General features: G+C 67.6%; 14 protein-coding genes. 7 read left to right on the forward strand and 7 right to left on the reverse strand.

The window, feature by feature from the left end:
* Positions 1–9 precede the first annotated feature (9 nt).
* The 6 genes from G9473_RS06405 to G9473_RS06430 form a co-directional block, all read right to left on the reverse strand.
* A complete protein-coding gene (locus G9473_RS06405; RefSeq protein WP_291137430.1) occupies positions 10–1,593 on the reverse strand; it encodes a sodium/solute symporter in 1,584 nt (527 codons plus the stop codon).
* Between the two features lie 30 nt (positions 1,594–1,623).
* Positions 1,624–4,032: a glycoside hydrolase family 3 N-terminal domain-containing protein gene (locus tag G9473_RS06410; RefSeq protein WP_367159681.1), complete on the reverse strand. Its 2,409-nt coding sequence runs from the start codon at positions 4,030–4,032 to the stop codon at positions 1,624–1,626.
* A gap of 96 nt (positions 4,033–4,128) precedes the next feature.
* On the reverse strand, positions 4,129–5,331 hold the full coding sequence (locus tag G9473_RS06415) for an MFS transporter (protein WP_291137433.1): 1,203 nt from the start codon (positions 5,329–5,331) through the stop codon (positions 4,129–4,131).
* Entirely contained in the window at positions 5,328–6,383 is a 1,056-nt protein-coding gene (locus G9473_RS06420) for a LacI family DNA-binding transcriptional regulator (protein ID WP_291137436.1), read from the reverse strand. Before G9473_RS06420 ends, G9473_RS06415 begins: the two co-directional genes overlap by 4 nt.
* A 22-nt stretch (positions 6,384–6,405) precedes the next feature.
* The gene (locus tag G9473_RS06425; protein ID WP_291137439.1) at positions 6,406–7,383 is read right to left on the reverse strand and encodes a glycoside hydrolase family 16 protein; all 978 of its coding nucleotides are present in this window, start codon (positions 7,381–7,383) and stop codon (positions 6,406–6,408) included.
* Positions 7,384–7,430: 47 nt separating this feature from the next.
* Positions 7,431–10,832: a TonB-dependent receptor gene (locus G9473_RS06430; RefSeq protein ID WP_291137442.1), complete on the reverse strand. Its 3,402-nt coding sequence runs from the start codon at positions 10,830–10,832 to the stop codon at positions 7,431–7,433.
* Positions 10,833–11,028: 196 nt separating this feature from the next.
* Here G9473_RS06430 and G9473_RS06435 point away from each other — a divergent pair, with 196 nt between their 5' ends.
* The 4 genes from G9473_RS06435 (at position 11,029) to G9473_RS06450 (ending at position 17,491) form a co-directional block, all read left to right on the forward strand.
* Positions 11,029–12,543 carry a tryptophan halogenase family protein gene (locus tag G9473_RS06435; RefSeq protein WP_291137445.1) on the forward strand — a complete coding sequence of 505 codons (1,515 nt, stop codon included), beginning with the start codon at positions 11,029–11,031 and terminating at the stop codon, positions 12,541–12,543.
* 170 nt (positions 12,544–12,713) lie between these two features.
* Positions 12,714–14,474, forward strand: coding sequence for a DEAD/DEAH box helicase (locus G9473_RS06440; protein ID WP_291137448.1), 1,761 nt, complete (start codon positions 12,714–12,716; stop codon positions 14,472–14,474).
* A 97-nt stretch (positions 14,475–14,571) separates the two neighbouring features.
* Complete coding sequence (locus tag G9473_RS06445; RefSeq protein WP_291137451.1) at positions 14,572–15,171, forward strand: SDR family oxidoreductase; 600 nt, start codon at positions 14,572–14,574, stop codon at positions 15,169–15,171.
* A gap of 88 nt (positions 15,172–15,259) precedes the next feature.
* Positions 15,260–17,491 (forward strand): protein kinase, encoded by a 2,232-nt coding sequence (locus G9473_RS06450; protein WP_291137454.1) that lies wholly within the window; start codon positions 15,260–15,262, stop codon positions 17,489–17,491.
* A 27-nt stretch (positions 17,492–17,518) separates the two neighbouring features.
* Here the strand turns inward: G9473_RS06450 and G9473_RS06455 are convergent, their stop codons facing one another.
* The gene (locus G9473_RS06455) at positions 17,519–18,118 is read right to left on the reverse strand and encodes an ECF-type sigma factor (RefSeq protein WP_291138290.1); all 600 of its coding nucleotides are present in this window, start codon (positions 18,116–18,118) and stop codon (positions 17,519–17,521) included.
* Positions 18,119–18,535: 417 nt separating this feature from the next.
* Between G9473_RS06455 and G9473_RS06460 the strand changes: the two genes are divergently transcribed.
* Genes G9473_RS06460 through G9473_RS06470 form a run of 3 tightly spaced genes read left to right on the forward strand, consistent with a single transcriptional unit; the run spans position 18,536 to position 22,969 of the window.
* Positions 18,536–20,899, forward strand: coding sequence for an MMPL family transporter (locus tag G9473_RS06460; RefSeq protein WP_291137456.1), 2,364 nt, complete (start codon positions 18,536–18,538; stop codon positions 20,897–20,899).
* Positions 20,892–21,710 (forward strand): outer membrane lipoprotein-sorting protein, encoded by an 819-nt coding sequence (locus G9473_RS06465; protein ID WP_291137459.1) that lies wholly within the window; start codon positions 20,892–20,894, stop codon positions 21,708–21,710. Before G9473_RS06460 ends, G9473_RS06465 begins: the two co-directional genes overlap by 8 nt.
* Positions 21,707–22,969, forward strand: a complete 1,263-nt coding sequence (locus G9473_RS06470) for a hypothetical protein (protein WP_291137463.1) — start codon at positions 21,707–21,709, stop codon at positions 22,967–22,969. Before G9473_RS06465 ends, G9473_RS06470 begins: the two co-directional genes overlap by 4 nt.
* The last annotated feature ends 13 nt before the right edge of the window (positions 22,970–22,982 follow it).

Consider the following 22,982-nt stretch of genomic DNA (forward strand, 5'->3'; position numbering starts at 1 on the left):
GCGCCCGGCTCACCACAGCACGGCGTAGAGCCCGACCAGCAGCGCCACCGTCAGCATCGCCAGCACGTTGAACAGCCCGCTCGTCGCGAAGGAAATGTCGGACAGCTTCACCGTGCCGCTTTCGTCGGGGGCCTCTGTGAAGCGCGACACCGCCGCCGCCGCAACCAGCGAGACGAGGAAGACGATCCAGATGCGGATGATGAATTCAAGGTCGCTCGCGGCGAACTTCAGCGCGACGTTGAGCGCGACCGATCCGAGCAGCGCGGTGAAAGCCCCCGCGGAATTGGTCCTGCGATCGAAGAATCCGAGCAGGAAGACCACCACCACGCCCGGCGCGATGAAGCCGGTGTATTCCTGCACCGTCTGGAAGGCGCTTTCGAAACTGCCCTGGAACGGCTCTGCGAGCACAAGCGCCGCCACCATCGCCGCGAAGGCCGAAATACGCCCCACCCGCACATAGTGATGCTCGCTTCGGTCCGGCCGAGCGCTGCGGTAGAGGTCCATCGTGAAGATGGTCGAGATCGAATTCATCATCGAAGCGAGCGAGGAGACCACCGCCGCGATCAACGCCGCGAAGACGAGGCCGCGCAGCCCGGCGGGCGCGAAGGCCATGAGCTCGCCATAGGTCCGGTCCGACCGCTCGCCCAGCACCGCGCCGTCGAGCACGCCCTGCTGCGCGAGAATGACCGCTGCGATCCCCGGAATGACGACGATGAAGGGGATGAGCAGCTTGAGGAAGGAGGCGAAAGCAAGCCCCTTCTGCGCCTCGCCGAGATTTTCGGCGCCGAGCGCGCGCTGGATGATGTACTGGTTGAAGCCCCAATAGCTGAAATGCAGCACCCACAGCCCGCCGAGCAGGGTCCAGATGCCCGGCAGGCTTTCATAGCCCGGATCGCCCGGATCGAGGATCATCTCAAAATGGCCGGGCATTTCCCGCCAGAGGTGGCCGAACCCCGCGAGGGCCCCGTCGGCGGGCAGCGCGTCGAGGGCGAACCAGGTGATCGCAAGCCCGCCGATGATGAGGATGACGACCTGGATGATGTCGGTCAGCGCCACCGCCTTGAGCCCGCCGTAGAGCGAATAGAGCGATGCGAAGGCGGCCAGCGCCATCATCGACTGGAGCACGTCCCAGCCCGTCAGCGACGAAACCGCCAGCCCGCCGAGCCACAGCACGCCGGTTAGGTTGACCGCAGTGTAGAGCGCCACCCAGTAAAGGCTCATCAGCGTCTTGACGCCATGGCCGTATCGCTGGTCGAGGAACTGGGGCATGGTGTAGATGCGCCGCTTGAGGAAGATCGGCAGGAAGAACTTGGCGACGATGATGAGGACGATTGCCGCCTGCCATTCATAGGCGGCGATCGCGATGCCGATGGCGAAGCCCTGCCCCGACTGGCCGATGATCTGTTCGGCCGAAATGTTCGACGCGATCAGCGAAGCCCCGATTGCCCACCACGGCAGGGCGCGCCCGGCGAGAAAGTAGTCCTCGGTGTTCTTTTCATGCCCCGCAGGCTCGCGGCTGACGAACAGCGCGATGCCGAGCAGCGCAAGCGCATAGACCGCGATAATCGCGATATCGATCGTCTCGAGTGTCACTCTCTCATCCCCCCTCGGCGACCCGTTCGCTCAGAACGAACACCTCGTATCCTCGGCGAATTCCTCGCGAGCGATGCTTGCGATCCTGATCGTGAATGCCCCTTCGGAGGCGAAGGCCAGCCGGTCCGACATCTCCCCCAGGCATTCGCCCGTCAGCACCATCTCGCGCCAGCCCTTGCCCTCGGCGACCGACAGGTGGTCGGTGATGTCGAGCGGCTCGCCCGCTGCTGACACCGTCACCCGCGCGAGCGGGCGGGCATCGAGCGAGTAGGCGATGCGCCAGCCCGCCTGCGCCTCCGGTCCGGTCAGGACCAGCCGTGCGCCGGGCGCGAAGTCGATCCGGCGCGCGTCCTCCTGCGCCTTGCGGTCGAGCCCGGAAGCCGCGATCCCGCCCGCAGAGCCGCGCAGGTCGGGCAGCGCCTCGCCGCCCGCCAGCGCCGTAATGCCGTCGCCCAGCCGGCCCGATCCGAACCACGTCGCCCCGCCACCCGAGATCAGCGCCTCGCAGGTCTCGTCGAGCGGGGCGAGCGTCCCGTCCTCGCCGAAGGAAAGGCCGTAGCCGAAGGGGAACAGCACGCCCTCGCCCGGGCCGTTCAGCGGCGTCCCCTCGCAGGTCGCGGGCCATGTAAAGGAGAGCCTGCCGGTCGCCTCGCGGCGGCCGAACAGCACGTCGGCAACACCTGCCCCTTCGCTGCCGGGAAGCCAGGCGGCGACGAAGGCGTCGGCCGCGTTGATCTCGCGGTTCACCCAGAGCGGCCTGCCCGACAGGAACACCGCGACGGTCGGGATGCCGAGCGCCTTGTACTTGCGCAGGGCCACCAGACCCTCCTCGTCGCGGAAAGCGAGATCTTTTCGATCCCCGACGAATTCCGCATAGGGCTCCTCGCCGAAGACGATGATGGCGACATCGGGCCGCGCGGCGGGCATATCGCCGCCCGCCGCATGGCTCACGGTCACACCTTGCCCGCGCGCGACTTCGCGGATGCCGTCTAGGATCGAGGTCGCGCCGGGGAAATCGGCTTCGGTAAGGTCGCCCCCGCCCTGCCACGTCACCGACCAGCCTCCGGCCTGCTGCGGAACATTGTCCGCCGCGCTGCCGACGACGTGGACGAACGCGCCCTTCTTGAGCGGAAGGACGCCCTCGTTCTTGAGCAGGACCATCGACTTCGCAACCGCCTCGCGCGCGATCGCGCGGTGCTCGGGCGAGCCGAGCAGCTCCCAGCGCCCCGCCAGCGGTCGCTCGGACGGGCGCACCTCACCGTCGAACAGGCCGAGATCGCGCTTCAGCCGGAGCACGCGCAAGACCGCCTCGTCCAGCCGTGCCATGGGGATCGTGCCGTCCCTCACTTGCGCCACGAGGCTGGCGTGGAGCGCCTTCCAGTCCTCAGGCACCATGTAGACGTCGAGCCCGGCAAGCAGCGCCTCGGGGCAGTCGGAATTGGTGCAACCCGCGATCTGGCCGTGGCCGTTCCAGTCGCCGACGACGAGCCCGTCGAAACCGAGATTGCCGCGCAGTTCGCCGGTCAGGAGCGGCTTGTTGCCGTGCATCTTGCGCCCGTTGATCGAATTGAAGCTCGCCATGACGCTCGCGACACCCGCCTCGATCGCGGCCGGATAAGGCGCGGCGTGGATCGCCATGAGGTCTTCGAGGTCGCCGTTGACGTCGCCCTGGTCGACGCCCTGCTCGGTTCCGCCGTCGCCGAAGAAATGCTTGGCGGTGGCAGCGACCCGGCCCTGCCCAAGGAAATCCGCGCTGCCCTTTTCGCCCTGCAGCCCCTCGACCATCGCCGCGCCGAGCGTGGCGACAAGCGCGGGGTCTTCGGAATAGCTCTCATAGGTCCGGCCCCAACGGTCATCGCGGGCGACGGCGATGGTGGGGGCGAAGGTCCAGTCGATGCCCGTGACCTCGATCTCGACCGCGGTCGCCTGCCCGATGCGGCGGATGAGGTCGGGATCGCGCGTCGCGCCGAGCGCGATGTTGTGCGGGAAGACGGTCGCACCGATTATGTTGGCATGGCCGTGGACCGCATCTGTCGCCCATAACGCCGGTATCGCAGGCTCGCCGCCGGGCAGCGGGGCGGTCGAGGCGTCCCAGAACGCATCAGCGAGCGCGAGCCATTCGGGAGCGGGCGCCTTGTCGTCGCCGCCCGGCCCGGAATTGCCGCCGTTGAGAATGGTCCCAAAGCGATAGCGCGCGACATCCTCGGGCGTGATCGAGGCGATGTCGGGCATGATGAGCTGCGCGACCTTGCGCTCGAGACTCATGCGCGCGAGCAAGTCCTCGATCACGCGATCGGCCCCGTCCGCCTGCTGGGTTTCCGGCGAAATCACGGGCCCACCAGCCTCGCTCGCCGCCGATCCGAGCGACGGTTTCGCACAGCCAACGAGCAGGCCCGCGACGCATCCCAGGGCGACGACGTGCCGCATCCTTGTCCTCATTTCGCCCATCCCTCCCATTATCGCAAATCATCCGCCGGGCGCGCGGATGAGAACGTTATCAACGCTATGCAGGCCCGCGCCGTCTCATGCAAGGGGCTAACGCGCGGCGGGTTGGGAAATCGCGGCGAGCAGGACCGCGGCAAGCATGGCGAGCGCGGCGAACAGGACGAACAATCCGGTGAAGCCGAAGCCGGGCACGAGTGCCAGCGTCAGCCACGGCATGACCATCGAAGGCGCGGTGTTGGTGAGGTTGAAGATCCCGAGATCGCGTCCTCGGTGGCGCGGCTGGGGCAGAACGCGCAGGGTCTGCGCGGTGTGGAGCGAGAGGAAGATCGAAGCCGAGATCCCGAACACGACATAGCCAGCAATCGCGCTACCCATGCCGCCTGCGAAGGCCATCGCGAGCAGCCCCGCAGCAGCACCCGCCGCGCTTGCGGCAAGCGGCAGGATCGGGCGCACGCGGCGATCCGACCAGCGCCCGATAGCGATGGTGAGCGGGACCGATACGACCAGCACCGCGCTGAAGATGTTTGCCGCGGTGTTCTCGTGGAAGTCAGGGTCGAGCGAGCGCAGCCAGAACAGCAGGAAGGCGAACAGGCCCGCTTCGGCGATCTGGACGAGGAAGCGGGCGATCCACATCCGCGCGACCAGCGAACGCTGCCGCCTCGGCGCTTCTTCGTGCATTCGCTCCGTCGCGGCATCGGCCCGCATCAGCGCGGCGCGGCGCCGCCCCCTCCCCGCAAGCAGCGCGGGAACGACCAGCGCGACCACTATCCCGGCGACCCAGGTGAGCCGATCGACGGGCTCGATCCAGCCCTCGAACGTCACCAGCGAACCCGACAGCGCGCCCATCGCCGGCGCAAGCGCAAGAGCCCCCCCGAGCACTCCCTTCTGGCTGTCGGGAAAGCAGTCCCCGGCCCATGCCACCAGCGGCCCCAGCATCATGTTGAGTCCCGCCTGCCACAGCATCACGAGCACGATCGCCTCGCCCAGAGTCCGCGCCTCGCCGATCGCGACGAGAAGCGCGCTCGAGATCACCAGACCGCCGACAATCCATGGAATGCGGCTTCCCGTCCGGTCGCTCAGCATCCCGAAGGCGATGTTGGCGATGCTTGCGACAATCGCGCCGAGGAAGGTGACGAGCGACAGACCCGCAACGTCCTCGCCCCCGGAAATCGCGGCAATCCGTAGCGGCAGCAGCACGGTGAGCAGCGGGACGTAGGCGATCGTGCCACCCGCGACCGCCAGCGCGAACAGCGCAAGGAACCAGGCCGGCTGGCGCTGCGGCGTCTCGTTCAAGCCGATCTCGGCGCGGGCCCGGTCGAAGCGCGCTCGACGATCTGGGCGGGGATGTCGATCACCTCGTCCGGCTGTGTTGAAGCACCTTCGCCGATCAGGTGCTCGACCGCGACCGAGACGGTCTGCGCGATCGGCTGGTCGACCGCCGACAGCGGCGGCTGCGAGAAACGCACGATCGGCGTGTTGTCGAAGGAGATGATCGAGAGGTCGCGCGGGACGTGCAGCTTGCGGTCGCGCGCGACTTCGAGCGCGGCCAGGGTCATCTGGTCGTTGCTGCCGATGATCGCGGTGAGATCGGGATTGCGGTCGAGCAGGGCGCGCGCCGCCTTGGTGCCCGAATCGTAACTGAAATCGCCGCGCTCGCACAGGCCCTCGGCGCTCAGTCCGGCCTCCTCCATCGCCTCGCGCCAGCCGTCGAGGCGCCAAGCGGAAAGCGAATATTCGCGCGGGCCCGAAATCATCCCGATCCGCCGGTGGCCGAGTTCGAGCATCCGCCGCGTCGCATCGCGCGCGGCCTGGCGGTCGCCCATGGTGAGGCGGATGCCCGCGCCTTCTTCGGTCGATCCGATCCGTGCAAACGGGATACCCCGCCGCGCGAGCAGCTGGGTGATCTGGGGGTTCTCCGAATGCGGCGGGGTCAGGATCACCCCGTCGGGCTGGAGCGCGGAAACGGTCGCGGCGAGCTCGCGCTCGACGTGGTCGGCATGGGTATCGACCAGCTCGACCAGCATCCTGTAGCCGTATTTGGAGCAGGTCAGTATCCCGCCCAGCAGCATCTGGTCGACCCAGTCGGTCCCCTGCCGCTCGCGCCAGTCGGCGAGCGTGCGCTCGCGGTCGTTGATCGCGAGGATGAGATAGGAACGGTTCCCGCTCATCCGCCGCGCGGCGAGCGACGGGACGTAGCCGAGGTGCTCGATCGCAGCGCGCACCTTGTCGCGCATATTGGGGCGCACATTCGGCCCGTTGTTGATCACCCGGCTGACCGTGGGGACCGAAACGCCGGCATATTCGGCGACGTCGCGGATGGTCACGGTCTTGCGTCTGTCAGACATTTCCCCTCCGTCCGCTGGCGTCCTATCGCATACAGGCAAGGCCCTTATCGGGATCCTCGGCGCAGCGATAGACCCGTACCCAGTCGATCGCCAACTGGGCCGGAAAGCTCGCTTCGACAAACCCCTTGTCATTGTTTCTTTCGGACAATCCGCCGCCGACCGCAAGATTGGCCATGAGGTAGAAGGGCCGATCGAAGGGCGCATTCGGATTGCCGTCGGCGAGCGGCGAGGCGGTGTGCCAGTCTTCCGGCGTGGCGGTGAAATGGACACGCCCGTCGACGAGGAAGCGGATCAGACCCTCGCCCCATTCGACAGCGTAGACGTGGAAATCTTCCGAAGGCCGGGCGAGGCCGGGCAGCGCGGTGCGGTGATCGACATGGGCATTTTCGGGCGGACGATCGCCGAAATGGAGCGCGCTCAATGTGCGGTTCTCGCCCACGCCTCCCTCGCATTCCTCGCAGGACGCGCCGATATTGACCGCTTCGAGGATGTCGATCTCGCCCGACAGCGGCCAGGGGCCATAGTGGTCTTCTGCAGGCATCATCCAAATTGCGGACCAAGTGCCCTGCCCCTCCGGCACCCTGGCGCGGACCTCGATCCGGCCATAGCGCCAGGCGTGGAGCCCGCGGGTGCGGACCTTGCCGGAGGTATATTCCTGCGTGGTTTGCGGGTTGGGTTCGGCCGCGATCTCGGGCGGGCGGTCGGGCCCGGTGAAGGTCTCGCGCCGTGCCTTCAGGAGCAGCAGCCCGTCCTCGACCGAGACGTTTTCCGGGCGGCCGGTGTAGCATTGCCGCTCGTCATTGCCGCCGCCCCAGCACGAGACTTCGGGCCGCCATTTGGCGGGATCGAGCGTGTCGCCCTCGAAGTCGTCGGACCAGACCAGTTCCCAGCCCTCGCCGGGTGCATCGGCGGCGGAAGCCTGCGCTGCTTCCGGCTCGGCGGCGGTGCACGCGGCCAGCAGTATCGCTGCCAGCGCGGCGGTAGTCGCCTCGCGTATCATTTCGCGGTCCTCCTCGGCTCGCGCGGGGCAGCGCCCCCGCCCGGCTGCTAGAAATCGAACCGGGCGAGGAAAGTGAAGCGCCGGTCGTTCCTGAACGCCGAGCGCGTCACCCGCGTCCCGTCGAAATCGACCACCTGGCTCGTCTCGGTCACTTCGTCGAGCAGGTTCACGCCCTGGATACCCAGCTTGAGGTAATCGGTAACCGAATAGAAGATCGACGCGTCGAGTTGTCCGGTCGCTTCCTGCCAGATCGGCGAGAAGGGGAAGATGTCGTCGCGCGGCGTGATGAGGAATTCCGACCGCCAGTTATAGGCCGCGCGGGTCGATAGCCTGCCCTTCTCGTAGAAGATCGTGGCATTGAGCGTGTGCTCGGAAATCCCCGCTAGCGGCTGCTGCCCGACGAAGGCCCCACCGCCCAGCTGGTTCGATGCGCTGGTGATCGAGGACTGGCCGAAATCCGACAGGTTCGGGTTCGAGAAGTCGCCGCCGTCGATATAGGTGTAGGTGAACTGCGTGCCGAGCCCGCTGAGGAAACCCGGCAGGAAGTCGTAGACCTGCTGGTGGGTGAACTCGAAGCCCTTGAGCCAGCCGTCCTGGAAGTTCGCCGGCCCCTGCACATTGACATCGACGGGACCGTTCGATCCCTCGTAGGCCACGCGCGAGAAGCCCTGGTCGATGAATCCGTCCACGTCCTTGGCGAACAGCGAGAAGGTGACCGACCCGACCTCGGCGAAATACCATTCGACCGAGACATCGTAGTTCCACACCTCGACCGGCAACAGGTTGCGATTGCCCGTCTGGAGCGCGAAGAGCGGCCCGTTGGCGAGCGCATCGGGCCCCGCATTGGCGAGTGCTACCGTGTTGTCACCGATCCCGCCGCCCGCGCGGAACAGCTGCAGGTCGGGGCGCGAGATGTTCTTCGATGCCGCAAAGCGGAACAACAGGCCGTCGCCGACATCGAGCTTGGCGTTGAAGCTCGGCAGCCAGTGCTCGAAGGTGATGTCACGGTCGTCGATCAGCACTTCGCCGGTGAAGGCCGCGGCGAATTCCTCGAGCCGTTCGGGCGAAAGCTGACAGATCCCGGCAAGGCTGATCGGAGGCGTGCCCCCGCCGATGCTGCACCCGGCGGTGATCTCGTCGACCTGGACGATGCCGTCGCCATTGCCCCCGCCGACCTGCACACCGTTCTCGATCACCGGCGTGTCGAAACGCGCCGGGTCGGGAAAGCCGATCCGGCCGATCGTGGAAATCTCGGTCTCGACATAACGCAGACCGATATTGCCCGACAGTTCCCAGCCATTGTCGAAGATCGTGCCGTAATCGAGGCGGCCATAGGCGGCCTTGGTGACTTCGGAGACGATCGAAACCTCGCCCGGGCAGAACACGCCCTCGATGTCGCAGGGCAGGATCTCGCCGGTTACCTCGTCGGGGCGGAAACGGTTGTTGACCCCGTAATTGAAGCGCTCGGGCGACTGGCCGAAGGTCTGGATTTCCTCGAACTGCTGGTCGGTCAGGCCCGAGAGGTATTCGCCGAGGAAATCGTCCCCGCCGAAATACCACGCCCCGCCGTTCTCGATCGGCAGCGGCGCGTTGCCGCGCTGGAACCCGTCGCCGAAGGGATCGCGGTACTGGGCGAAGGCGGGAAACTCATCGACGAAGGCGCCGCCCGCGATGGCGAATTCCTGCCCCGGAAGCCCGGTGTAATAGCGCCCCGGAATGAAGCCGTTGCCGAACGGGCCCGGCCCGTTCGCGCCGCAGCCCGGCCCTTCACCCCACGGCGCGCACCCCGCGCGGCCCGCCCAGGGCGCGGACAGGTTGCCCCAGGTGCTGAAATTGGTGTTGCGGGTCGTCCGGTCGCGCTCCGCCCAGCGCGCACCGAAACGCGCGGCCTTGAAGAAGCCGTCCTCGCTGATGTCGTATTCGGCATCGAAGCGCAGGCTGTCGAGATCGCCCTCGTTGAGCTCGCGGCTGTCGAGGCCGAACCAGTAATAGGAATTGAGCCCCGATGTGAAATAGTCCGCCGGAGCGCCCTCGGGCGCGAGGAACTGGATCTGCGGCGTCGTGCCGGTGAGGTCGAGATCGACATTCGCCCAGGTCGACAGCGCGCCGAATACCGAGTCTCGCGAAAGGTCGGAACTGATGTGCTGGGCCTCGAAATTGACGCGGAAGCGGTCGGTGATGTTCCACTTCACGTCGAACGAGAAATCCTCGGTCGTGGTGTCGCGCGCGCGCAGGAAGCGCAGCGAATCGAGCGGCACCCCGCCGCGCCCGAACGGCGTCGCATAGGCATCGCCCTGGCGCTGGCTCAGGATGCCGCGCTGGAACACCCCGTTCGCGTCGTATTCGAAGCTGGTCCCGGCCAGCGGCTCGGGGAAGAGCGCTTCGTCGTCGACACGGCTGATGAGCGCGTATTCCTCGGTCTCGAAGGTCGCATCGGCGCGCAGCCATTCGAAGGTCGCGATGAAATTGCCCGTCGGGTCCTCGTATTGCAGGATGCCCGAGAAGGCTTCGCGCGTGCGGTCGAGATCGGTTGTGCGGATGCCCGCCCCCTTGGGCACGAGCACCGCGCCGTCGGGCGGGAAATTCGCCGCGTCGAAATTCGGATCGCCGACAAATCCGCCCGAACCCACCGTAAGCGCACGCAGGCACGGCGCATCGAGCGAAGGCGCGCGGTAGCACGGGTCGGCCACCTGCGAGGCATCGGTGCGGCTCTTCAGTTCGGAATAGGCATAGGACGCCTGGATGCCGAAAGTCCCCGCCCCGGTCTCGAAGGTGTTGGAGGCGAGCACGGAGAATTCCGGCGACCATTCCTCGCGCAGGTCGCCATAGTTCGCGCCCAGCGTCCCAGCGATCTTGAACCCGTTGGTGTCGAGCGGCTTGCGCGTGACGAGGTTGACGATCCCCGACGGGCCGCCCTCGATCATGTCGGCGGTGACGTTCTTGAACACCTCGACCCGGCCGAGCAGTTCGGGCGATACGTCGTTGAAGCTGAGCACCCGCCCGCCGGTGGCCGAGAAGATCGCGCGGCCGTTCAGTTCCGACCGCGCGAAAGGCAGGCCGCGGATGATGACGCCCGTGCCCTCGACCGAGAATCGGTCCGGATCGCTCGGCTTTTCGAACCGGCCGATGGTCACGCCCGGCACGCGCTGCAGCGCCTCGGCGACCGATCGGTCGGGCAGCGCGCCGATGTCCTCGGCGGTAATGGCATCGACGAAAGTGTCGGCGTCGCGCTTGATGTTCTGCGCGCTTTCAAGGGCGGCGGAAAAGCCGGTGACGATGATCTCGTCCGCGGTCGTTTCGCCGGCCACCTCTGCCTCGGCCTCGTCCTGCTCGTCCGGCTCGGCGTCCTGCGCGAAAGCCGGTCCGGCGAGCGCCATCGACATGGCAAGGCCGGAGGCCGTGCTGAGAACCCCGAGACGGCGGGCGCGCGCAATGCGGGCATTGTTCATGTGATTTTCCTCTCCCCCGTGGCTGCGGCGGGTTGAGCTCCCGCCTGCATCACTTGGCCTAGCGTGTAGCGATCTTTGATAGCGTTCTCAAGACTTGCAATTTTTTTGTCATCAAGCACACTCGTGAACGCCGGATAGAGAGGGCTTTGCCGGGATGCGGGCGCGATGATAACGTGCCGCAGGGGATGAGGATTTCATGGGAATAGAGCATATTGTCATCGTGGGCGGCGGGACCGCCGGGTGGATGGCGGCCGCCGCGCTGTCGCGGCTGAAGGCCGGACCGCGTCCCTTGCGAATCACGCTCGTCGAATCCGAAGCGATCGGCACGGTCGGCGTGGGCGAGGCGACGATCCCGCCGATCGTCGGCTTCAACGAACTGCTCGGCATCGACGAACGCGAGCTGCTGTCCGCGGTGCAGGGCACGTTCAAGCTCGGCATCCAGTTCGAGAACTGGGGAAAACAGGGCGACAGCTACATCCACCCCTTCGGCGCCTACGGCTATTCGATGGGCGGGATTTCCTTCCACCACGTGTGGCACCGGATGGCGGCGGGCGGGGACAATCGCCCGCTGCAGGTCTTCAACCTCGAGACGATGGCCGCGGCCTTCGGCAAGTTCGCGCGGACCGAGGACTATAAGCGCGACGACCTGCCGCCGATCAACTACGCCTACCACATCGATGCCGGGCGCTACGCCGCCTTCCTGCGGAAATACGCCGAGGCCCGCGGGGTGGTCCGCCGCGAGGGGCGGGTGAACGACGTCGCGCTCGATCCCGAAAACGGTTTCGTGGCCTCGATCGCGCTCGACGACGAAAGCCGCATCGAAGGCGACCTGTTCGTCGACTGCTCGGGCTTTCGCGGCCTGCTCATCGAACAGGCGCTGGGGACGGGTTACGAGGACTGGACGCACTGGCTGCCCTGCGACCGTGCGGTGGCGCTTCCCTGCCTGCGGGAGGACGGCAGCCCGCCCCCGCCCTTCACCCGCGCGACCGCCCATAGGGCGGGCTGGCAATGGCAGGTCCCGCTTCAGCACCGGAACGGCAACGGCCATGTCTATTGCAGCGCCTTCATGGAGGATTCCGAAGCGCTCGACATCCTCACGGGCAATATCGCGGGAAAGCCGCAGGCCGATCCCAATTTCCTGCGCTTCACCACCGGCCGTCGCAAGAAGTTCTGGAACCGCAACGTCGTCGCGCTCGGCCTGTCGGCGGGCTTCATGGAGCCGCTCGAATCGACCTCGATCCACCTCATCAACACCGGCATCGACAAGCTCATCTCGCTGCTCTCGCTCGACGGGGTGACGCAGGCGCAAGAGGACACGTTCAACCGCCTGACGGGCCGCGAATACGCCCGCATCCGCGACTTTCTCATCCTCCACTACAACGCCACCAGCCGCGACGATTCGCCGTTCTGGAACCATGTGCGCACTATGGACGTGCCGGACACGCTCACCGAGAAGGTCGAGCTGTTCAAGGCGAACGGGCAGATCTTCCGCGAGGAGGACGAGCTGTTCACCGAGACCAGCTGGGCGGCGGTGATGATGGGACAGGGCATCAGGATGCGTTCCCATAACCCGATGGCCGACGCGCTCGATCCGGCCACGACCGCGCGCGAGGCGGACGAGATGGAACGCTCGATCCGCTTCCTCGTCCAGCATATGCCGGGCCACGGCGATTACTTGGCGCGCTACTGCCCGGCGAGGGCAGCCGCCTGACGCACGCCCGGCCTTTCCGCAGACCCCGTCCTTTTTCGCAAGCCAAGCGCGCGATCGTGGTCTAAGGGGCGCGTCAGGAGAGGCGAAGCCCTCTCCGGCGCCCCCAACTCAAGCGCTTCCCGACGCCGTTCCGAGCGAACCGGCGCCTCACCCCCTGTCAGGCCATTTCCATGCAATTCCCTCTCCTTCCCGCCAGCCTCGCGGCTGCCCTTGTCGCGCGCGGATACACCTCGGCCACCCCGGTCCAGGCCGAAGTTCTCGCGCCTGCCGCTGCGGGCCGCGACCTCGTCGTCTCGGCGCAGACCGGGTCGGGCAAGACGATCGCCTTCGGCCTTGCCATCGCCGCGCAGATGCTGGGCCGGGACGATTGCCTGCCGCCGCCGTGCGCGCCGCTGGCGCTGGTGATCGCTCCGACCCGCGAACTCGCGCTGCAGGTCAGCCGCGAGCTCGGCTGGCTCTATGCCGAGGCGGGCGGGCGGATCGCGACCTGCGTGGGCGGCATGAACCCACGCGCCGAGCGCGATGCGCTGCGCGCGGGGGCCCACGTCGTCGTCGGCACGCCGGGGCGGCTGCGCGACCATCTCGAACGCGGCGCGCTCGATCTGGCGAAGGTGCGCGCCGTGGTGCTCGACGAGGCCGACGAGATGCTCGACATGGGCTTTCGCGAGGAACTCGAGGCGATTCTCGACGCCGCGCCCGAGGAGCGGCGCACCCTATTGTTCTCAGCGACCATGCCGCGTCCGATCGAGGCGCTGGCGAAGCGCTACCAGCACGATGCGGTGCGGATCGCGACCGCAGGCGATGACCGCGGGCACGGCGACATCGCCTACGAGGCGGTCTGCGTGCCTTCGCGCGAGGTGGAGAACGCCGCGATCAACCTGCTGCGCTTTCACGAGGCCGAAACCGCGATCCTGTTCTGCGCCACGCGCGAGAAGGTCCGTCAGCTCCACGCGGCGCTGCAGGAACGCGGCTTCGCTGCCGTGGCCCTGTCAGGCGAACATTCGCAATCCGAGCGCAACCAGGCGCTCGCCGCGCTGCGCGAAGGCCGCGCGCGGGTCTGTGTCGCGACCGACGTGGCCGCGCGCGGGATCGACCTGCCGACGCTGAGTCTCGTGATCCATGCCGAGATCCCGCGCGATGCCGAGACGCTCCAGCACCGCTCGGGCCGCACGGGCCGCGCAGGGCGCAAGGGCACTGCCGTCCTCCTTGTCCCGCCCGCGCGGCGCAAACGGGTCGAGGCGATGCTGCGTCACGCGCAGGTGGCGGCTCGCTGGAGCGCGGTGCCGGATCGGGCAGCGATCCGGGCGAAGGACCACGCGCGCCTGCTGGCGGACCTGCTCTTGCCCGTTAAGATCGACGAGGACGACCGCGCACTGGCGGAGCGCCTGCTCGCCGAACGCAGTCCGGCCGAGATCGCCGCCCTGCTGGTGCGCACCCGCCGCGCGCGCCTGCCCGAGCCGGCCGATATCGTCGCCATGCCCTCACCATCACCGCGCGGCGAAGGCTCCCGCCCCGGCTTCGAGGATATCGTATGGTTCCGCATGGACATCGGTCGCCGCGACAATGCCGAGGCGCGCTGGATTCTCCCGCTCATCTGCCGCCGCGGGCAGGTCACCCGCAGCGAAGTCGGTGCGATCCGCATCGGTCAGGATGAAACCTTCTTCCAGGTTCCGCGCGCGATCGCGGATGCCTTTGCGACAAGCATCGGGCGCACGGCGCGGGGCGACCGCGAGGACGAAGCCATAGCCATACGCCGCTCCGAAACCGGCCCGCCCGAGATGCCGCGCGGCCATCGTGCATCCGCCCGGAAGTTCGTGAAGCCGAAACCGGGCGGCAAGGGCCCCGCTGCGCGCAGGCCCAAGTCCGCGGCGGACACGCGCCCGAAACGCCGGGAGGCCAAGCCGCACTCGGCCCGGCGCAAGCAGCGGTAGGGCGAACCCGGCTTTCGAAACGATCGGCCTGCCCCTGCATTGCAAGAGAGTATCGCGCGCCTGCGAGCGCCCTTTCACTCGAATTGCAGGATTGCCCATGAAAATTCTCGTTGCAGGCTCCACCGGAAACACCGGCAGCCGTCTCACCCGCCAGCTGGTCGAGGCGGGCCACACCCCCATCGCGCTCCACCGCGCCTCATCCGACACGTCCACGCTGCCAGAGGGCGCGGAGCGGCGCGAGGGGGACTTGACCGACCTCGACAAAGACATATGCGCCGGGGCCGAGGTGGTCGTATTCGCCGCCGGTTCGGGAGGCGATACGGACGCGGAGATGACCGACAAGGTCGACCGCGACGGCGCGATCAGGCTGATCGACCTCGCCGAGAAGGCGGGCGCGCGGCGCTTCGTCATGCTCTCCTCGGTCGGGGCGGGCGATCCCGACCCGTCGAGCGAGCTCACTCATTACCTCAAGGCCAAGCACGCAGCCGACGAACACCTGAAGGCTTCGGACATCGCCTACACCATCGTCCGGCCGGTCGCGCTGACCGACGATGACGGCGATCGCAACGTGAGGCTCGGCGACGAGGTCGATCCCGGCGGCAAGGCCGCGCGCGGCGATGTCGCCGCAGTGCTTGCCCGCGCCGCGACCGACCCCGCGCTCGAAGGCAAGGTTTTCCTGATGGAAAGCGTCGGCTGACCGGAGCCAGAAGCCCGGCCCATGCGGCCTTGAGTCCGTTATCTTCCCTTGGCACAAACTGCCGGAGGTGCGGATCACGGAGCAGCGCATGGCGACATCGGACAACCCGGCTGGCGGCGGACGGACTTTCATGCGGACATCGGCAGGCGCGGTCCGCACCGCGCCGCCACTGGCCTCGGGTGTCCGGCTCGGGCCGTGGGCGGTGGAAGAGCCACTGGCGACCGGCGGGATGGGCCAGGTTTATCGCGCAAGGCGCGCCGACGGCGTCTACGACCAGGCGGTCGCGATCAAGCTCATCCATGACAGCGATCCGGTCCGCGTCGAGCGCTTCGGTGCCGAGCGGCAGCGGCTCGCGGAAATGGACCATCCCGGCATTGCCCGCATCATCGACGGGGGCACGCATGAGGACGGCCGACCGTGGATGGCGATGGAACTGGTCGACGGCGAGCCGATCATGCCGCAGGCATCGGCCCTGCCGCGCAGGGATCGCCTGCGGCTTTTTGTCGCGCTGTGTTCGGCGGTATCGCACGCCCATGGCCGGCTGGTCCTGCACCGCGATCTCAAGGCGCAGAACGTGCTGCTCGATTCCAGCGGCGCGGTGCGGCTCATCGACTTCGGCATCGCCTCGCTGGCCGAGGGCGAGGATGCGCCGAGCGGGAGTTTTACCGCGGCCACCGCAGCGCCCGAACAGCTGCGCGGCGAGGCGCCCACGGTCCAGACCGACATCTTCGCGCTCGGCTGCATCCTTCACGAACTGCTGACAGGCACCGTGCCCGCGCGCAATGACGACCGCAGCGTCCGGCTGGACGCGGGCGCGATCGCCGATCCCGATCTTGTCGCCGTAATCAGGCGGGCGACCGCGCCGCTTCCGCAGGATCGCTATGCCACCGCCGAGGCGCTCGGCGCCGATGTCGCAGCGGTCCTCGAACACCGCCCGGTCGCCGCCCGGCAGGGCGGCGCGCTCTATCGCGGGCGCAAATTCGTTCGCCGGGCGCCCGTGGCAAGCGCGATGGCCGGAGCCTTTGTCGCGGCGCTTGTCGGAGGCATCGCGGTGAGCCTCAATTTCGCCCGGGAGGCCGAGGCCGCAGCCGCGCAGGCGCAGACGGAGCTCGCACGCGCGGAATTCTTCCTCGACCGCGCCCAGGCATTGAACGAGGCCAAGGATGCCTATGGCGACCTGCTGCGCCGACTGACGGCCAGCGAAGCCGACGTGGAACGCGAATCGCGCCTTTTGATGGAGCGCTGGCGCGAAGCGCACGACAATCGCGACATCGCGCCGGGAACCGCGGCGGCGATCAGCTATGCAGTGGGGATGCATTTTGCCCTGCGGCGGGACGAGCGCAGGGCGATCGAGGTTCTCGAGCCTTGGATTTCCGAAGGCTACGGGCCCGAAGGGCTGGTCGATCTGGCACGGGTTTTCCTTGCAAGTTCATACGATGAAACGGGTCAGAGCGAAAAGGCAATCGCCATTCTCGAAGAGCTGGACCGCGAAATGTCCGCCAATTTCGATGCCAATTCGATCAACCATGTTCAGGTCGTCAGCGCTCTTGCAGGTTCCAACAACAAGCCAGAAGCACAGCAGCGCGTCATCGACGTGATCGAAGCCGCGCTGGAGACCGAAGATGCGCCGCATTACCGGGCATTCCTGTGGAACCAGTTGGGCAGTGCGCGCCTTGGCGTCGGCGACCGGGTCGGCGCGACTTCCGCCTATCGCGAAGCGGTGAACACGGATGCGGCGAATCCACTGGCCGATCAGGCCAATCTCGGCACCGCGCGGGTGAACCTGGCAGCGAGCGAGCTCTATTTCGCGGACCGGCCCGCAGCCTCGCGCAAGCAAGCCGACATCGTACTCGGCACGATGCGCGAGGCCATCGGCGAGAATGTGATGACCGGCTTTGCCCATATGCTGCGCGGCGAGGCGAAGCTTGCCGGCGGAGACCGTGCCGGCGCTCTTGACGACACGCGCATCGGGCTGGAGATGATCGCGCGCTACAACAGCGACACCTCCAAGAGCTGGATCAACGGCGCGTGCGCTCACGCTGCGGCGCTGGTGGCCAATGGCGATCTGGCAGGCGCCGACACGCTGATTGCCCGAATGGAGGCCGTCGCCCGCGAGAATGACTATTCCACGACAATGGGCGAACTGGCACGGGCCCGCCTGCTGGCAACGCGCGGCGATATCGCCGGCGCGCGCAAGCAACTGGCGCTGGCGCGCGCGAACAAGGCGGGGCTCGAACGCGGAATGCCCAATGCCTGGCGATTGGCCCAGGCCGAAGCCTGGGTCGCTGCCGAAGCCGAGGCGCTGGCAGGCAGCGAATAAACGAGGCTCCCGGTCAGGCGGTTTCGGTCAACCCGCAGCCATCCCCATCCTCTGGGCCAGCCATTCGCGCGCCTCGCTCCAATCGCGGCGGATGGTGCGCGCGGACACGCCGAGCACGCTGGCGGTTTCGTCCTCGGTCATGCCGCCGAAATAGCGCGCGTCCACGACCTTGAGCCAGCGCGGGTTGCACGCCTCAAGCGCGCGCAGCAACTGGGCGATCCCGACCAGTTCCTCGGGCGTTTCGGAGAATTCGGGGAAGAGCGGCGACCGCTCGTCAAGCGTCACGGCGCTTTCCCCGCCCCCGCGCTTGCCCGCCAGCTTGCGCCGCGCGTGGTCGATGATGACGTGGCGCATCGCCAGATTGGCCGCGCGGATGAAATGCGCGCCATCGTCGAACAGCGCTTCGCCGCCGATGCGGACATAGGCTTCGTGCAGCAGGTCGACGGTGCTCAGGGTGTCATTGAGGCCATTGCGGCGGCGCTTGGCGCGGGCAATGCCGATCAGCGTGTCGTAGTGTTCGGCGATAAGGGCTTCGGCGCGCTCCCGCTCGTCAGGTTCATAGGCCGTCAACCCGGCGAAGCCGTCGCTGTCGCTCGCCCGGTCCGGCCCGAATTCACCCGATTGCACGTCCAGCAAGATCGCCTAGTCCCTTTCGCATCCGAACATGGCGCGGGTCGAACGGCTCCCACCGCCCGGCCCGCGTAATGTCGATGATTGCCTCGCAGGGACACACCCGCGGTGATGCCCCGGCAACAATGCCCCACTGCTGCCGGCTATGCGGAACGCGGCGGGAATTTCTTCTTTTGCGCCATAAACTTGTCCGCAAAACCGCCGGTTTGCAAGAAAATTTGTCCGGTTTTGCCGCGCGATTGCGTCTTTCAAGGTGAGCGCGCGGTTGGCGGGCGATCCGGCAGGAGAGCCGGGCATCCCGCGCCCCTCTTTCGAACTGCGCGTTCGCAACCATCGGCCCTGCCTTGCCGCCTCACCCGCCATTCGGCGGCAGGTGGATCAGGGCCAGCGAGCAGCAGTGTTGGAGGAATGCAGATGCCCGAGCAGGACCGCCCCGACGAAGCACGCCTCGATGCCCGGCGGAGCGCGATCATGGACGCAGGCTTTCCCGAGATCGAATGGCCGACCCTGTCGGGGATGATCGTCGACCTGCCGTGGGTGACGACGCTGATCGGCCTGCTGCCGGTCGCGCTTTTCGCCGCGGGCCTCGCCTGGCTGGAACGCGATCCCTCGGTCGATGCCTTCGTCAGCCACGACCATCCTGCCTGGCAGGCGCGCGAACTGGCGCGCGAAACCTTCGGGCTGGAAGACCCGGCCATCGTGGTATTCGCCGAGGAGCCGGGGACCAGCGCCTTCAACGCCCCGACCCTTTCGGCGGTCGACCGCTTCACCGACGAGGTCGCCGCGCTCGAGGGCGTCGAGCCGGGCGTCATCAGCATCGGATCGGAAAAGGCGATCCTCGCCACGGCGGCGGGCGATCTCGAAGCGCCCGAAATCATCGATCCCTATGCAATCGACCCGCAGGCATCGCTCGAACTCTATCGGCAGATGCCCGCGCTCGCGCAGACTCTTGTTTCGGAGAACGAGGACGCGCTGATGGTGATCGTCCCCGTCACCGATCCCAACCGCGCCGAAGAGGTGACCGCCGCGATGCGCGACCTCGCCCAGGAGCTCGCACCGCCCGGGGTCAGTGTGTACCAGTCGGGCGTTGCGACGATGAATGCGCGGCTGGCCGAGCACATCGCGGGCGACACGCGGGTCTTCCTGCCCGCCGCCTTCGTGGTGATCGGCCTGTTCCTGCTGCTCGCGCTGCGTCGCGCGCGGGCGATCATCGGCCCGATCGTGGTCGTGATCGGCTCTGCCCTGAGCGCGGTCGGGGCGATCGGCCTGTTCGGGTCGAAGTACTACCTCATCACCACCGCCCTGCCTGTCGTGGTCATGGCGATTGCCGTTGCCGACAGCATCCACCTCACGCTCGCCTACCAGCGCGCCCGCGCGCAGGCGCCGCAGGGCACGCGCGCGCAGGCGATGAAGGCCGCGATCGACAAAGTGGCGCTGCCGATTGTCCTGACCAGCGTGACGACCGCTCTCGGCTTTGCGGGCCTTGCGATCGGATCTCCGATGAAGCCGATTGCCGATTTCGGCCTCGTCGGCGCGGTCGGCGTGATGGTCGCCTGCGTGCTCAGCCTGACCGTGCTGCCGCTCATCCAGATGCGCCTTGCCGACCTGCCGCCGGCGGTGGTCCGCGCGCGGCGGCTCGACGACCTGCTCTCCCGCATCGCGCAGTGGAGCGCGCTGCGCCCCGCCCCCGCGCTCGCGCTGTCGGCAGTGGTGGTTGGCGGCGCTATCATCGCCGCCTCCCAGGTCGAATTCGATTACGAGCGGCGCAACTACTTCACGCCCGGCGACGACGTGCTGGTCGCCGACGACCTCATCGCCGAGCGGTTCTCGGGCGGCAACATCCTCGATGTCGTGATCGACAGCGGCGAGGACGAGGCGCTGCTCACCGCCGGGGCCGTGCGCGACATCGTCGGCCTGCAGCAGCGGCTCGAAGCCATGCCCGCAATCGGCAAGGTCACGAGCTACGGCGATGCGATCGGCCTGATGCACGAGAGGCTCAACGCCGCTCCCCCGGGCGCGCTGCCCGACAGGAGGGATGCGCCCGCGCAATATATGTTCCTCTACGAGGCGAGCGGCGATCCCGGCGATTTCGACGCCCAGCTCGATTTCACAAGGCGTTTCGCGATGGTGCGCGGCTATCTCGAGAACGGGGAATATTCATCGACCAAGCCGGTCATCCGGGAGGTCGGCGCCATCGTCGAGGACTGGTCGCGCGAAAGCGGGCTCGACGCTTCGCTGAGCGGGCGGATGGCGGTCAATGACGGGTGGATGGATTCGCTCAAGGCCAGCCACCCCTTCACCATCGGCGCCGCAGTGCTGATGGTGTGGGCCGCGACCTTCGTGCTGCTGCGCGGCTTCGGCCCGGCGATGGTCGCGATGCTCCCGGTGCTTTCGGGCATCGCGCTGCTCTATGCCGCGATGGGCCTTGCCGGGATCGACCTTGCCCCGGCGACCAGTATGTGCGCCGCGATTGCCGCCGGGCTCGGGGTCGATTTCGGGATCCACCTCGTCCAGGAACTGCGCAGCCGGATCGCGCGCGGGGACGACCTGATCGCCGCGCTTTCGGGCAATTACGTCACCGTCATGCGCGCCTGCTTCTTCAGCGCGGTCAGCCTCGGCGCAGGCTTCACCGTCGTCGCGCTGAGCGAGACGCCGGTGCTGCGCTGGTTCGGCGTCCTGATCGCCTTTGCCGCGATGGGCAGCCTGTTCGGCGCGCTCGTCCTCGTTCCCGCAATCGCTTCCATCACCTCGAAAAAATGGAGTTCGACCAATGCATAGGCCCCTGCGCAGGCTTGCACTGATCGCCGTTTCGGCGGCCGCCGCCCTGTCCCTCCCGCTCGCCGCATCGGCGCAGAAGGCCATGACGGGCGAGACAATCGCCCGAAACATCGCCGAGCGACCCAATGCCGACCCGCGCAAGGGCACTATTACGTTCACGATGCGCGACAGGGGCCGCTCGCGCACGCGCGCCGCGAAGATGTTGCGCACCGAAAGCAAGGCGACCCACCGCCTGCTGCTCGCGTTCGACACGCCCGCCAGCATCCGCGGGACATCCTTCCTGAGCTATGATCACAAGGCCGCCGACAAGACGGACGAGACCTGGCTCTACCTGCCCGCGACCAGCCGCACCCGCCGCGTGCCGGCATCCGACCGGGCGGACAGCTTCATGGGAACCGAATTGTCCTATGGCGACGTCAAGGACAGCTTCATCTTCGGCCTTGCCGATTACACTTTCTCCTCCGCAGGCCGCGCGGCCAACGGGCGATACATCCTCAAGGGCAAGGCGCGCGATGCGAAGACGGCGCGCGAGATCGGCTATGGCGGCTTCACCGCCGAGGTCGACCCGGCGACCTGGTTCCCGCGCCGGATCACCTTCACCGATCCTGCAGGCCGCAAGCTCAAGACCATTGCGGTGCGCGATCTGGAAAAGGTCGGTGCTTCGTGGACGGCGACGGATTTCACCGTGACCAATCACCGCACCGGCCGCTCGACCAAGGTGACGGTGACGGGGCTCGCCCGGGCATCGGGGGCGAATGACAGGCTGTTCGACCCGGCGCGGCTCGACCGCGCGGCCGGCCGGATGCCGTGAGGGTCGCCGCCGCATCCTGCGCCCTTGCGCTGGGCCTCGCTGCAGCGGGCGCGAGCGCGCAGACGGTCGATGGCACGCTTGTCGCGGCAGCCGACGAGGACGGGCTCGCCAAGGCCAGCGTGCTGATCGAGCCCGAGACGATCACCTCGCTCGGCCCCGGCGTGGAACTGGTCGCATCGCTGCGGATCGAAGCGGCCGGTTCGGAAACGGGGACGGGGTCGCGCAGCGGCTTTTCCCCGATCTCCGCGCCGCTCGTCAAAGGCGATGATTTCCGCATCGAGCTCGACGAGTTCTATCTCGCGATCCCCGCCGGCGCGCTCGAGTTCAGGCTCGGCAAGCAGGAGATCGCATGGGGGTCGATCGATGGCGCGCGGGTGGTCGATACGGTCAGCCCCGCGCGCCTGACCGAAGGGCTCGCGCGCGATCCACGGCCCGACCGCATCGCGATATGGGCCGCGCGGGTGCAGGCGATTATCGGCCGGGTCGATCTCGACCTCGTTTTCGCACCAGACCCGACCGTGAACCAGCTGGCCGAGCCCGGCGCGGCCTTCTTCCCGCAGGCCCCGCGCTTCCTTGCAGGGCTGCAACCCACCGGCCCCCTGCCGCCGATCCGCCGTGAAGATCGCGGCGACCTTATCGGCGATGCCACCATCGGCGCGCGCGTCTCCTACCGGCTTAATGCGGGCGACCTTCGCGTGTCCTTCGTGCGCGGCATCGACCAGGACGGCGTTCCCGTTTTCGACGGCCGGCAGATCGAGCTGCGCCACCCGCGCAGGCATACGTTCGGGCTCGAATTCGTGCGCCAGTTCGGCGCGGTCGTGGGCAGGCTGGAGGCCGCGTGGACGCCCGATGCGCGCTTCGTGGTGGCAGACTCCTTCGGCAGCGAAGTCGCGGAAGTCGACCGCATCGTCGGCGGCGTGGGAGCGGATTTTTCGGGGCCGTGGGACACCTATGTCAACGTGCAGCTGATCGCCGACCACGTCTCGTCCGACCGCGAACTGGTCCGCCCGCGAACCGACGTGATCTCGACCCTGCGGGTGCAGAAGGACTTCGACGACAACCGCCATGCGCTGCGGGCCGAATGGCTCAATTCGCTGAGCGACGGCGATGGCCTCGTGCGCCTCGAATTGTCGCGCCGGCTCGATGATCGTTTTGCGATCTTCCTCGGCGGCGACATCTTCTACGGCACGGCGCGCGGCATCTTCGGGCAGTTCTCGGACAGCTCGCGCTTCCTCGGCGGGCTGCGCTTCGCGCTCTGATCGAGCAAGCGGG

It is taken from the genome of Erythrobacter sp. (genome assembly GCF_011765465.1).
Classification (GTDB): domain Bacteria; phylum Pseudomonadota; class Alphaproteobacteria; order Sphingomonadales; family Sphingomonadaceae; genus Erythrobacter.